The organism is Pseudoalteromonas sp. TB41 (genome assembly GCF_000497975.1).
Taxonomy (GTDB): Bacteria; Pseudomonadota; Gammaproteobacteria; order Enterobacterales; family Alteromonadaceae; genus Pseudoalteromonas; species Pseudoalteromonas tetraodonis.
This window is the reverse complement of the sequence record NZ_AUTH01000026.1, coordinates 1-13,734: the sequence shown is the minus strand read 5'-3', so window position 1 is coordinate 13,734 and position 13,734 is coordinate 1. Positions and strand designations below refer to the sequence as shown.

The 13,734-nt window shown below is 38.9% G+C and carries 13 protein-coding genes and 1 pseudogene; 9 read left to right on the top strand and 5 right to left on the bottom strand.

What is annotated here, in order from left to right; all coding sequences use genetic code 11:
• Positions 1–75: 75 nt before the first annotated feature.
• Both L641_RS0104230 and L641_RS0104225 read right to left on the bottom strand, forming a co-directional pair.
• Positions 76–690 carry a response regulator transcription factor gene (locus tag L641_RS0104230; protein WP_013464084.1) on the bottom strand — a complete coding sequence of 205 codons (615 nt, stop codon included), beginning with the start codon at positions 688–690 and terminating at the stop codon, positions 76–78.
• Positions 687–1,790, bottom strand: coding sequence for a sensor histidine kinase (locus L641_RS0104225; RefSeq protein WP_024601221.1), 1,104 nt, complete (start codon positions 1,788–1,790; stop codon positions 687–689). The genes L641_RS0104230 and L641_RS0104225 overlap by 4 nt, the downstream gene beginning before the upstream one ends.
• Positions 1,791–2,118: 328 nt before the next feature.
• Between L641_RS0104225 and L641_RS0104215 the strand changes: the two genes are divergently transcribed.
• From L641_RS0104215 to queG, 4 genes are all read left to right on the top strand, one after another.
• Positions 2,119–2,985, top strand: a complete 867-nt coding sequence (locus L641_RS0104215; RefSeq protein WP_024601220.1) for a DMT family transporter — start codon at positions 2,119–2,121, stop codon at positions 2,983–2,985.
• Positions 2,982–3,686 carry a glycerophosphodiester phosphodiesterase family protein gene (locus tag L641_RS0104210; RefSeq protein ID WP_024601219.1) on the top strand — a complete coding sequence of 235 codons (705 nt, stop codon included), beginning with the start codon at positions 2,982–2,984 and terminating at the stop codon, positions 3,684–3,686. Before L641_RS0104215 ends, L641_RS0104210 begins: the two co-directional genes overlap by 4 nt.
• A 58-nt stretch (positions 3,687–3,744) precedes the next feature.
• Positions 3,745–4,965: a methyl-accepting chemotaxis protein gene (locus L641_RS0104205; protein ID WP_024601218.1), complete on the top strand. Its 1,221-nt coding sequence runs from the start codon at positions 3,745–3,747 to the stop codon at positions 4,963–4,965.
• Positions 4,966–5,035: 70 nt separating this feature from the next.
• Positions 5,036–6,169: a tRNA epoxyqueuosine(34) reductase QueG gene (gene queG, locus L641_RS0104200; protein ID WP_024601217.1), complete on the top strand. Its 1,134-nt coding sequence runs from the start codon at positions 5,036–5,038 to the stop codon at positions 6,167–6,169.
• Positions 6,170–6,271: 102 nt separating this feature from the next.
• Here queG and L641_RS0104195 read toward each other — a convergent pair whose 3' ends face one another.
• From L641_RS0104195 to L641_RS0104185, 3 genes are all read right to left on the bottom strand, one after another.
• Positions 6,272–7,399, bottom strand: coding sequence for a response regulator (locus L641_RS0104195; RefSeq protein WP_024601216.1), 1,128 nt, complete (start codon positions 7,397–7,399; stop codon positions 6,272–6,274).
• A gap of 36 nt (positions 7,400–7,435) precedes the next feature.
• The gene (locus tag L641_RS0104190) at positions 7,436–9,427 is read right to left on the bottom strand and encodes an ATP-binding protein (RefSeq protein WP_024601215.1); all 1,992 of its coding nucleotides are present in this window, start codon (positions 9,425–9,427) and stop codon (positions 7,436–7,438) included.
• 110 nt (positions 9,428–9,537) lie between these two features.
• On the bottom strand, positions 9,538–10,026 hold the full coding sequence (locus L641_RS0104185; RefSeq protein ID WP_013464075.1) for a GNAT family N-acetyltransferase: 489 nt from the start codon (positions 10,024–10,026) through the stop codon (positions 9,538–9,540).
• Positions 10,027–10,114: 88 nt separating this feature from the next.
• On the opposite strand from L641_RS0104185, the gene L641_RS0104180 reads away from it, so the two are divergent.
• The 5 genes and pseudogenes from L641_RS0104180 to istB all read left to right on the top strand — a co-directional run.
• Entirely contained in the window at positions 10,115–10,684 is a 570-nt protein-coding gene (locus L641_RS0104180) for a glutathione peroxidase (RefSeq protein ID WP_024601214.1), read from the top strand.
• Between the two features lie 76 nt (positions 10,685–10,760).
• The gene (locus L641_RS0104175) at positions 10,761–11,042 is read left to right on the top strand and encodes a peptidylprolyl isomerase (RefSeq protein ID WP_013464073.1); all 282 of its coding nucleotides are present in this window, start codon (positions 10,761–10,763) and stop codon (positions 11,040–11,042) included.
• A gap of 69 nt (positions 11,043–11,111) precedes the next feature.
• A pseudogene (locus tag L641_RS23775) lies at positions 11,112–11,243 on the top strand (glutathione S-transferase family protein); the annotation flags it as partial.
• Between the two features lie 220 nt (positions 11,244–11,463).
• Positions 11,464–13,014 carry an IS21 family transposase gene (istA, locus tag L641_RS0104170; protein ID WP_008466912.1) on the top strand — a complete coding sequence of 517 codons (1,551 nt, stop codon included), beginning with the start codon at positions 11,464–11,466 and terminating at the stop codon, positions 13,012–13,014.
• A gap of 11 nt (positions 13,015–13,025) precedes the next feature.
• The coding region (gene istB, locus L641_RS0104165; protein ID WP_024600957.1) for an IS21-like element helper ATPase IstB at positions 13,026–13,734 on the top strand (709 nt) is incomplete at its 3' end.

The following is a 13,734-nucleotide window of genomic DNA, read 5'->3' as shown; positions in this document are numbered from 1 at the left end:
AATTTATAAAGCGTCTATTTTTGTAACCATTAAAGAAGCGAGAGCTTAAGCCATAGCGTTTAAATATTCGCGCAATTACAACCACCCTTTTTGTCGGGCTATACGTGCTGCATCAATTCGGTTTGTGGCATTGAGTTTAGCAATTGCATCGGATAAATAATTACGCGTTGTGCCTTCACTTATATAAAGCTGTTTTGCTATTTCGCTGGTTTTTAAGCCATCACTTGCAAGTTTTAACGCTTTGCGTTCTTTATCTGTGAGTGGATCGGTATCGTCTAATGCGTTAATTGCCAGCTCTGGGTCAATCACCTTTTGCCCTTGCATTACTTTTTTAAGCGCATTGATTAGCTCTTCGCTTGGCGCTTCTTTTAAAATAAAACCTTTAACACCCGCACTTAAAGAACGCCTAATATAACCGGCTCGCGAAAAGGTGGTCATAATTACCATGTTAATTGCAGGGTGCTTAGCGGCTATTTGTTCACTAAGCTCAATACCATTCATGCTTGGCATCTCTATGTCTGTTAAAACAATATCTGGGTGTAAGTCTTCACTAAGCGCGTTGATTTCATTTAACGCATCTTGGCCATTACTTGCTTGACCAATCACCTCAATATTGAAATCAAGGCTTAATAAGGCTGCAACTGCGTCGCGAACCAGCGCTTGGTCTTCAACTAAATAAACTTTGATCATTTTAAATCCTCAGCACTCAGTGGCAGCACAACAGTTAAAGTAAATGTGTCGCCACAGGTAAATGTTGCATTGCCATTTAATTGCTCAGCCCGCTCTTTAATGCCATTTAAACCATTACCTGCTTTTAATGTAGTGCATGGCGCATTATCAATAACGTTGATAACTAATTGCTGCTTTGTTTGCTCTATATTGATAGAACCGTTTTTTGTACTGCTATGGCGTAATAAATTAGTAACCGACTCTTTAATAATAAGGCTCGCAATGCCCTCTACTTTAACGGGTAAGGTCGCTAAATTAACGTTAAATTTTATGTTAAAACCTTGCGCTATAAGCGTTTGTTTTAGCTGTGCGATTTGGCTCACTAGATCGAGTTGCTTTAAATCGCTTACCGCGTTTCTTACATCGCTAAGCAATTGCCTTGCAAGGTTTGCTACTTGGGCTATTTCGTTATTGGCCTGATCGTATCGTTCACCTTGATTTAGTTTATTCGCAAGCTCAGCTTTTAAAGCTATTGATGACAGTGAGTGACCTAAAATATCGTGTAAATCTCGGGCTATGCGTTCACGCTCAGCAATGGCTGCTAGTTGCTCCAATTGCTTTGCGCTTTCTTGTTCGCGCTTTTTATGTTCGCGCTCTCTTTTTGCCGCTATACCATAGCTAAATAGGGCCGCACATAAAATTAAAGCCACCGCTAAAAAGTACTCAAGCTTGGCTATATCGCCCACATAGGAACTTAGCAAAACAGTTAAAATTATCGCTAATGCGGCATAAACTCTTTGATAATTGCTATATGTATAGCCCGCTACATAAGCTATAAAGCCAAATAAGGTTGGTGTACCAGCGCTATAAAAAGTGGCACTAAAACACACCAGTAACATAGCGATAAATAACTTAGTTACTCCCCCATTTTTGCAATTTATTGCTTTTACATATAACAATATAAACGCAATATAAAAGGCTAAAGACAGAGTGATTTGATGAGCCGTAAAGTTAGCAAAATCAATGATCATCGGGAGTAAATAAAAACCGGTAAAAACTAAATGACCATATTTCCAAAAATCTTTATCGCTTTGCTGAGAAAACCTGTTAACCGAGCTCATACCAATACCTCTGGCCTATTATTTTTATTTATAGCACTCTTTTTATTAATAAATACAAATAACATAAAAATGCATACGAACATAAAACAATCTACATAAGTGATAGTAAAACTTAGTGTTTCTAAAAAATCGCTAATGCTTAAGCTTGTTAAAATTAAAGAATTCATAACACCCTCCAATATAAGTAAGGTAACTATGCCAGTGGGTAAAATAGATAAGAGTGTGAAATGTCATTAACTTGGCTGACATTTGTCATGAAATAGAAAAATTCATCTTCTGAGTGTAAAAGCAATGCTAATATAGCCAAAAAAAGTGACCTGGAAATTTAATGCAGTCCCAACAACAAAGCTTAATTTATTTACATATTGCTGTCCTTTTATTTGGCGGTACCGCCTTATTCGCAAAGCTAATTGGTTTGAATGCATTAGATATTACCGCTTATCGCGCGGCTATCGCTGGGCTGGCAATTTGTGTGCTACTAACTTTGCAAAAAAAACCAATTAAGCTGCATCGCGCTAAAGATTATGTGATTGCCATTTTATTAGGCGTTGCCGTAGGTATTCACTGGGTAACCTATTTTGCAGGCATGCAATTGGCGGGAATTACCGTGGGCATGTTAGCCTTTTTTACCTATCCCGTGATCACGGTATTTTTAGAACCCCTATTTAATAAAAGTAAGCCCAAAACAAAAGATATAATAAGTGCTGTGGTGGTGATTTTTGGCATTTATTTATTGATCCCTAACGTTAATTTAGGCGATGACATCACTTTAGGTGTTGTGACGGGCGTGGTATCAGCATTATTTTTTGCTCTTCGTAATATTACTCATAAACGCTACTTTAGCGAGTATGGTGGACCGCAAACCATGTTTTACCAAACCTTAGTGGCAAGCCTGATGCTGTGTGCTTTTATTGAAGTGCCCATAACAGAAATTAATGATACTGATTTAATATTGCTGCTTATTGCCGGTGTGGTGTTTACTGCGATGCCGCATTCGTTATTTGCAGCGAGTTTAAAACATTTATCAGCAGCAACCGCTGGATTGATTTCTTGCTTACAGCCCCTTTATGGCACAATACTGGCTATAATTATTCTGCACGAACGCCCCTCAGTGATGACCCTGATTGGTGGCGCACTGATTGTTAGTGCTGCGTGCTTTGAAACTTGGTCAATTTCACGGAAAAAGCAGCCATGAAAATATTTGCACATAGAGGCGCAAGCACACACTTCCCCGAAAATACGCAAAGCGCCATTATAGCGGCGTTAAAAGCGAATGTAGATGGCATTGAGGTTGATGTACAAAGCGCGCTTGATGATTACGTTATTATTCACGATACCTACCTCGATAGAACCACTAATGGCAAAGGCAAAGTGTGCGACTTTAGTGCCCAGCAAATTAAACAGTTTGATGCAGGAAATGGCGAACAAGTCCCTACTTTGCAGCAATTAATAGACTGGAATAATAACCAAACCTTACTCAATTTAGAGCTAAAGCATACCTTTGAACTTGAAAAGTTTGCAACCGTGCTTGAAAGTAACATTGCGAACAAAAAAATAACCGCAGACAATATTTTAGTTTCATCATTTAATCATCATCAACTACACTGGCTAAAGAGCCGTTTACCGTGGCTTAAAATTGGCGCACTTACTGCATCAATTCCATTGCAGTATGCAAAGTTTGCACAAGACTTACAGGCCTACAGCATTCATATTGACAAAAACTTTATGAACAAACCGTTTGTAGACGATGCCAAAATGCGCGGTTTACAAGTATTTGCTTACACCGTAGATGAAGTCGAAGATATTAAACTGATGCTTGCCTGTGGTGTTGATGGTATTTTTACTAACGACCCTGAACGAACTAAGCATTATTTAGCGCAATTAAATGAACTATAACTAATTATTTAATTGCCATTTATGCTATAAAAACAATAATTTAGTAGGTCACTATTTAATGAGTAGCTACATGCGTATTTATAATTTTTTAGAACAAACACTGTTTTATACTTTAACCCGAAAAATAGTTGGGAATTTAAGTTTTGTTTTTTTATTTCAAGCCATTACTTTGTTTTGGTTGCACAGTAGCTTAACCGAAAACCAGCAAAGCACTGGCTTATTTTGGGCACTTGCGCTACTTATTATTGCAGGCTTTATTTTTACTATTTTTTATATGCGCTTTTTAATTGTGCGCCCGGTAAAAGCAATGCGCGATACGCTCATTAATATTAATCAACAAGATGCGAATTTAGCAGCCAAATTACCCCATTTCACGTTTGATGAATTTAGAGACTTAAGTGAGCAATACAATCAATTTACTACCCATTTAAATAGTTTATTAAGCACTACCTATACCAGCGCCCAAGAGAGTGTGCAGAGTAACAGCCAAGTAACGCAATCAATGCAACACACTGAACAATTGAGTGAGCAGCAAATTAATTTAAGCCACACCATTATTAATGCCAGTAATCAAATTACCCAAAGCCTGCAGGCTATAGTAAGCAACACTGATAGCGTACATCAGGTCAATAATGAACACCTTAATTTTGTAAAGCTCTCTGCTGGTGAGCTATCAAAACTAGTTGAGCAGGTAAGGCTTATTAATGAAATGCTGGGTAGTTTTTCTAAAACGATTGCGGGCTTGAAAGAGAACAGCGAAAACATTCGCAGTATTTTAAAAATGGTTGAAGAGTTTTCGGATCAAACTAACTTATTAGCACTAAATGCAGCCATAGAAGCGGCACGCGCTGGTGAAGCGGGGCGAGGTTTTGCCGTGGTTGCCGATGAAGTTCGTACCCTATCGGTAAAAGTAAGCGACGCAACACGCCAAATTAGTGATTTTATTACCCAAATGAATGAGCTCGTTAATGAAACGAATAAAGAGTCAGAGCAATTAATAAACCACTCAAATAATGCGCAAACATCAATTAACACCACCTCTGATGGGTTTGGTAAAATGCTCAATGAGTTTGAACATAATCAACAACAATTGCAGCAAATAGCCAATGCCGTACACTTGCTCGAAGATACCCAAAACCAAACGCATGAATCGGTTGAGCAAATTGTGGCGCTAGGCGAACAAGCCAAGCAACAAATAGATACAGCACTGCATGATTCTGAACAATCACAAAAGCTAAGCCAACAAACCCAACAACAGTTAAAACGCTTTGTAGATTAGGCAATAACAATTTCACCCAAGCCGCGATTATGCTAAATTAAGCGGCTTGTCATTTAACTGTGTGAAGTATGTGAGCGACGTAAAACCAAACTATGAACAGCTAGCCCAGCAAATAAAATTATGGGGCCAACAACTTGGCTTTAGTGAAGTGGGCATTACTGACATTGATTTAACTAAGCATGAAGCACAGCTTCAGCGTTGGCTTGATGCAGGGTATCATAGTTCAATGGATTACATGGCTGCACATGGAATGAAACGCGCCCGCCCTAGCGAACTAGTCCCTGGCACGCAACGAGTTATTTCAGTAAAAATGAATTACCTGCCGCCAGATTCAGGCTTTGCCAAAAACCTTAAAAATAACGAGAAAGCCTATATCAGCCGCTATGCGCTTGGCCGTGACTATCACAAATTAATGCGTAATCGGCTCAAGCAATTAGGTAAAAAAATTGAACAGCAGGTAGGTGACTATGGCTTTAGGCCTTTTGTTGATTCAGCGCCAGTGCTTGAGCGTCAATTAGCTGAAAAAGCAGGGCTTGGCTGGCGAGGTAAACATTCTTTATTAATCAATAAAGAGGCTGGTTCTTGGTTTTTTTTAGGCGAGTTATTTGTAGATTTACCACTGCCTATTGATGATGAAAACACGTTCGAAGGTTGTGGTAAATGTGTTGCCTGTATAACCCTTTGCCCTACCGGCGCTATTGTAGAACCTTATGTGGTAGATGCACGTAAATGCATATCGTATTTAACCATAGAGCATCAAGGGGCTATTCCAGAGCAATACCGAACCTTAATGGGTAACCGCATTTATGGTTGCGATGATTGCCAGTTAGTGTGCCCATGGAATCGCTATGGACAAATTACCGACGAGCAAGACTTCCACCCCCGTACACAATTAAAAAATAAAGACTTACTCGCATTATTTGCCTGGGATGAAACTACCTTTTTAACAAATACCGAGGGCAGCCCTATTCGGCGTATTGGCCATGAGCGTTGGTTACGAAATATAGCGGTTGGCTTAGGCAACGCAGATTTTAGCCCAGCGATTATTCATGCACTTGAAGATAAACGCAAAACGGTCAGTGACATGGTGAATGAGCACATAGAATGGGCACTTACCCAGCAACATGATAAACAAAGACAAAAGCTGCGCAAAACAGCACGGCTAATACGGATTGTTGAAAAAGGCCTACCCAGAGACGCATAAGCCTATTGCCTAAAAAACGCGACATAATGTCGCTGATACAAGCTATCTGCCTAATCGTAGCGACGAGTTTAGCCCGCGCCTCGCAGCCCGTAACCCGCACCTTTAACCTTTCAACAATAAAGCAAGATCTTGCTCTATTTCTGCAAAGGCTTTTTTAACTTGATCTACTGACTCCTGACGTGCAACCGAGTTTTGTATGGTTTCGTCTACTTTTTTATAAATAAAAATTTCTTGGTCTTCATCCAATCCCATAGTTGGGATCCGCTCTTCGAGTTCTTCTTGTAAATGCTTAAATACTTTTTCGTTATTAATACGACTGTCGTTCAACATCCCAATTAAACGATGAAACTTACTATGCACAGTACCAGCAACTTTATTTAACCGCTCCTGCTGCGATACCAGCATCTGCTTGGTGGTAATGGCTCGTAATTGTTGCTCGGTTACACTTACAATAAAGCAAATATGATCACGTATGCGTCCGTGCTTTTGCTCGTCATGCTCTGGCATATTTAAAATCAGTAAACTCACAAGCTCGTAGTTAACCAAAATGCGATGAGAAAACTCATGCAATCGTCCTTTGCTTTTAAGCATTTCAAATAACTCAATTACAATTGGAGAACACACCCCATTGAGCGCAAAGTGCGACTTAGTATCGTTACATCTAAATTCAATATTACTTTGTAGGCCAAATGCCTGTAAGCATTCTACTAATGCTTTGCCAAGCTCTTGTATATCGTTAATAAAACCAATATTTTCAATGTAATTTACTATCTGACCCATTTCGCTGCTATTTGCCATGGCATTAAAGGCGGTAGAGGTCGCTTCTTTTACTTGCTTTTCAAGCTGTTGTTTTTCTATTAAGACTTGATTTAGTTTATTCAGTTTTTGCTTTAATTCGTCGTGCCCAAACGGTTTTACAATATAGTCTTCCGCGCCTACTGAATAACCTTCCATGCGCTCCTCAACCGTACCTCTTGCAGATACAAACATCACGATGATGTCATGGGTAATGGGGTTAGCTTTAAGCTCTTTACATACTTCATAACCATTCATTTTTGGCATACTTACATCAAGTAATATAACTTGAGGCATATACTCTTCAACCATACTTAAGCATTCAGGGCCGCTTGAAGCTAGCTTAAGTTCAAAATCAAGATCCTCTAATATTTCTTCAATTATTTCGAGGTTAAATGGTTCATCGTCGACTGCAAGAATTTTAGTTAAAGCCATAATTTTTCATCCATATAAATTAAAACAATTCGATTGTTAGCCGCTATTTTTCACTAATTGCTCATCAGCTAGGTATTCATCTAAGTTTATTTCTAAAGGAACTTGTATCGAAATTGTTGTTCCACCAAGGCTGTTATTGCATGCTTTAATACTGCCTTGATGCAATGAAACAAACTCACGACACAAGGTAAGACCCAACCCGGTTCCACCTGCACCACTATTCGTTTTACTGCTTTGCTCAAATTTATTGAAAACCATTTCAAGTTCCTCTTCAGGTATTCCAATACCGCTATCTATCACTGCAATGTTTGCATTGTCATCGTCTCTTTGCATGACAACTTCAACAGTACTGTGCTCTTCACTAAATTTGAGTGCATTACTCAATACATTTCTCAAAACCTGATTTATTTGCTCTTCATCGCACTGTGCAACAATCGGCGCGTTATCAGAGCTAAAAACAATATTTATATCTTTTTCAATAGCAATACCGGCAACATCATCAATACTGGTTTTAACAATAGTCGCTAAATCATAAGCCCGTGGGTTGAATGGAAATTTACCAACATCTAATTTAGAAAGGTCGAGTAAATTATTAAGTAACGATAGTAGTCTTTGCCCACTTGATTCAATACGAGTTAAATACTTCAAAAGTTTATCTTTGCTAAAATCACCCTCTTGTAACTTGCTAATACCAAAACGTGAAAAGCTCAATATAGAGTGCATAGGGGTTCTTAGCTCATGCGACATATTTGCCAAAAACTCTGATTTACTTAGATTAGCCGCTTCGGCAATATTTTTCGCATGCTCAAGCTGTGAAGTACGTGCCCTTACTTGCTCTTCTAAAAGATCTTTGGCTTCCAACAGTAGATCTTCTTTTTGTTTTAAATGGCTAACATTTTTAAAAATAACCGCTAACGCTATTTCGCCATGGTGGTCTATTTCATTAAATGATCCAACTAGCGGAATTTTACTTCCGTCTTTATTTACAATGTGTAAGTCACAACTAAACTGACGATTACTGTTTAATGTAGAGATTTTATCTTTTATTGCCTGCACCGAGTCATCATCTAAAAAATGAAATAACGAGTGAGCAATGAGCTTTTTAAACTTTAAATTAAATAATTTTAAGCAGGCATCATTGGCCTCGACTATCTTGCCTTTGCGTTCAAATAATAAAATAGGATCGGGGGTATTTTTAAAAATGACCTGCAGTAGGCTGTCTTTTTCAATCAGCACATCAACTGTTTCTTGTAATCTTTCTACTAGCTCAGCATTGTGACGTTTTAGCAGCTCGGTTTGCCATAATTTATGTACAGCTTGTAGTAACACATTGTCATTTAAAGGCTTGATTAAAACATCTTCAACACCTTGGCGAATGGCTTCTAACATAGATTGTTCAGGGCGTGAGGTTACTAACAAGCAACGACTATGCGGTTGTATTTTTTTTAAACTCGAAAATATCTCTAAACCAGAACCCGGTTGTAAGCTAAAGTCACTGATTAAAATATCAATACTCCTGAGCTTGGCAATATTAATTGCTTCATCATGGTTTGTTGCGGTGTATACCTCAATATGAGCGCCATAAAGGCTACTTTTGAGTGACTCTAATCGCTCATTAACATGGTCAACGAGTAAAATTGTCGGTAGTTTAAAAATGTGATCTGGACCTATCTCTAATAAGGCCTCAATTAAAGACGTTATTTCTTTATTAGAAAAGAAGGGGTAGATAATGGTGGCATTGGGTATCAAGTCATTTAATTTGGAAAATGCGCTAAGCAACTCCCCTGATTCCGCTTTTGGCGCTAATAACAAAAATGATTGATAAGTCGCTTTTTCAACAACTATCGATACAACATCGGTTGGCACGCCTTGAGAAAATACCAGTAAGTCATAAATGTCTATGTCTGTATTTTCATCAAACATAGCAAAGTGGACTAATTCAACTTGGCAGCCAATTAGTTCTAATAACACTTTTAAGCGCATAGCAATCATGCTACTGCTATCAATAATAAGTATTTTTCTCGCCATTTAGACACACTTTAAAGAGTTAATTAAACACCTTTTCAGCATAGTCTAGAATTTTTGGTTTAGCATAATCACCTACGTAAAAGTGAATTTTGCTGCCTTTTGTTATGGTACTAGGTTAAATGCTTACCAAAAATAGTCAGGCTGTACAGCTGATTGTCCATTCTTGCTACGTTAGGCAGCTCTCCCCATACTGCAAAATCAAAATGCTTAAATAATTTAATGCTCGGTTCGTTGTGACTAAAAATAAACCCAAGTAATACTTCTATATTAAGCTGCTTGGCTTGTTGTTGTGCAAATTGCATCAGCTTTTTACCCAACCCTTTTCCTTGGGCTGCTGCCGTAATGTAAATGCTTAACTCAACGGTGCCATCGTAAGCTGGGCGACCATAAAACGATTTATAACTAAGCCACGCTAATACTTGGTTGTTCTCACAGTAAACAAAAATAGGGCGTTGAGCAGTATGGCTATCAAACCAAGGTTGTTTATCAGCGACGGTCACCTCTTCGGTATCGGCGGTGACCATTCGACTAGGGATAGTTTCATTGTAAATAGCAACAATGGCAGTTAAATCATCAGGTTTTGCTAAACGTATAGTCATAGAAAATAAAGTAAAATTGATCAATTTAGCCTATAGTAGCGTATGATAAGTTACATAAATACTCTAAAAACGCGCTTAAGGTAATAGCATGATAAAAAAAATAATACTTGGTTTAACCCTCGCGTTAAGTTGTGTTTCGCTAAATACATATGCCGCAGACTCGCCCGCCCCTTCATTAGATGCAAACACCTGCAATGATTTCACGAATGTTTCACTTAGAAAGTTGCGCTCAACTGAAACCATTAACTTATGCGATTTTAAAAACCAGCCTCTTTTAATTGTTAACACTGCGAGTAACTGCGGTTTTACGCCGCAATTTGAAGGTTTAGAAGCGCTTTATAATAAATACAAAGACGAAGGCTTGGTGGTATTAGGCTTTCCATCAGATGATTTTTTTCAAGAAGAGAACGATGAAAAAGATACCGCAAAAGTGTGTTATGTAAATTATGGTGTTACTTTCCCTATGCTGGCCACCAGCGCAGTACGTGGTAGTGACGCAAACCCTATTTTCAAGCATTTAAACGCCCAAACCAGTTCACCAAACTGGAACTTTTATAAATACGTGGTATCGGCCGATCGCAAAACGATTACGCGCTTTAACAGCCGCGTAGCACCGGATTCAGCAAAACTAGAAAGCACAATCAAAAGTGCATTTTAACTTTGTGTTTTCAGTTTAACCTTACTAAGATGTTGCTATCAAATTTAAAAAACTAAACTTACAGGTAGGAGAACTTATGGCAGTTGCAAGTGCAAGGCACATACTCGTAGACAGTGAAGCACAATGTTTAGACCTTAAAGATAAAATTGAGCAAGGTGAAGACTTTGCAGAACTCGCTAAACTGCACTCTAATTGTCCATCAGGTCAAGATGGTGGTGCATTAGGTGAGTTTGGCCCAGGTATGATGGTGCCTGAATTTGACAAGGTGGTATTTTCAGCGCCGCTAAATCAAGTACAAGGCCCTGTACAAACACAGTTTGGTTACCATTTATTAGAAATAACCAGCCGCTCAGAGTAAGTAAATCGATTTATTAATAAAGCCGCATCAGCGGCTTTTTATTTATGTGGAGTTGGCAAAAGCCCCATTATGCAACTATTTGGCTCTATTCCTTCCCCTTATGTTCGCCGTATTAGAATCTGGGCACAACAAAACAATTGTGCGCTTGAATTTATTAATCTCGATATTTTTTCTAAAGAGGATCGGCCGTTGGTGGTCACAAAATGCATATTCTCTCCAGCTTTGATCACCCAATTGCATTAACTTTGATCGCTTATTCTCATTAAGCTTTGATCACTAAAATCACTTGTAAATGATCACATTTATGCTCTTAATGATTTTGCCGATCAAAGCTTAATACCACTCGTAACCGAGTTCACGTTTTATCATTTTTGTAGGTGTGTTAAACCGTTATCTGAATCGTTTGATGAGGATAACAACAATGACAACAAGACCTATATCTATGAGTAAATTACATTCCATTTTACGGCTGAAGTACTCAGCACAATTATCCCATCGAGAGATTGCCAGAAGTTTAAATATTTCACCTGGTACTGTGGCTAATTACCTTAAAAAGGCCAATGAGTTAGGCTTAAATCAATGGCCAATACCAGAGGATAAACAGCAAAATACATTTTTCAACACCAAACTCAAGCGCTTCTCAACGCGTAAAAAAAGACACCCAACGCCTGACTGGTTAAATATCAATAAAGACTTAAAACAACATAAACACCTAACATTACAGCTCGTATTTGATGAGTTACTTGAAAAAGTGGGTGAGCCTTATTACAGCTACAGTCACTTCTGCCGAGCTTATAAACAATGGTTAGGTACCCAGCGACTCTCAATGCGTCAGCAGCATAAAGGGGGTGAAAAGCTGTTTGTGGATTATTGTGGCCCCACAATTACCATTACTTGTCCGACGACACAAGAAAAGCGCACTGCTCAGATATTCGTTGCTGTACTAGGTGCATCAAATTATACCTATGCTGAAGCAACGTATAGTCAGCAACTTGAAGATTGGGTAATGAGTCATGCGCGTTGCTTTGAATTTTTAGGCGGCGTTCCTGACGTTGTTATTCCCGATAATCTCAGAAGTGCTGTCAGTAAAACCTGTCGCTACGAGCCTGATTTAAATCCGACGTACCACCAGTTAGCCGAGTACTTTAACGTTGCTGTCATTCCGGCTAGACCTTATAAACCCAAAGATAAATCGAAGGCTGAAGTCGGCGTACAAATTGTTGAGCGTTGGATCATGGCACGCTTACGTAACCAAACCTTCCACAGCTTAGCGCAACTCAATCATGAAATAGCAAAGCTACTGGATATGATGAACAATAAGGTGATGAAGCAATATCAACAATCACGCAAACAGCTATTTGATATGGTGGATAAAAACGCATTAAAGCCATTGCCTGAAAAGCCCTATCAATATACACAAATCAAAACAGTACGTGTGCATATTGATTACCATGTTGAAATAGAAAAACATTACTACAGCGTGCCTTATCTGTGGGTTAAAAAACAATTACGCGCACACATATCCAATCAACTCGTGCAGCTTTATTATGACGGCACTTTAATAGCACAGCATCCTCGCTCAAACCGTTTAGGCGGACATACGACACAGACACATCATATGCCAAAGGCGCATCAAAAACAGCATGAGCAGTCACCGATAAATTTACGCTCATGGGCATTGAGTATCGGTGATTATACTCATCAAGTCGTTGAATTATTGCTTAATAGCAAACGTCATCCAGAGCAAGCTTATCGCACCTGTTTAGGGGTATTAAGTTTAGCTAAAACGTATTCAAAAGAACGCCTCGAGCGAGCATGTTACCGAGCAATTTGCATGAATACGACCACACACAGATCTATTAAGCAAATGCTGCAAAAAGGGTTAGACCAACAACCATTACCCACACTCCAAACAGAGCCAGAAAAGCCAATTACACACAGCAACATACGTGGCACAGATTACTACCATTAAGGAATGTAAACATGATAGAAACAATTAATCAGCAACTTCAATTGCTCAAGTTATCGGGTATAAAGCAAGCACTCAAGCAGCAGCTTGAACAGCCAAACCTATATCAAGAACAAAGCTTTATAGAGCGCGTCAGTTTATTGCTAACACATGAAATTGATACGCGTGACCAAAGAAAAATAGAGCGACTGGTGCGACAAGCAAAATTCCGCGTACCGGGTCAGTTAAATCAACTCATTTACTCGCCGAAGCGCAATCTAGATAAAGCACAAATACGCAGCCTCAGCCAAAGCACCTGGCTGGGTTTACATCAGAATATATTAATTACAGGCGCCACAGGCTGTGGCAAAACCTACCTCGCGTGTGCCTTGGGTCACGAGCACTGTTTACAAGGAAAAAGTGTCTTCTATATTCGATTAAAAGAATTACTTGAAAGTCTATTTCTAGCACAGGCCGATGGCAGTTATCGAAAATTATTGGGTAAACTCATTAAATACGACTTACTTATTTTAGACGATTGGGGGCTAGAGCCACTCAGTGCTCAGCAACGAAGCGACTTACTTGAATTAGTCGATGCTAGATATGGTTATAAATCACACATCATCATTAGTCAGTTACCACAGGAAAATTGGCACCAAATGATCGGCGAATCAACGCACGCTGATGCTATTTTAGATAGGCTGATTCATGGTGCAATTAAGTTGAATTTAAAAGGAGAATCGA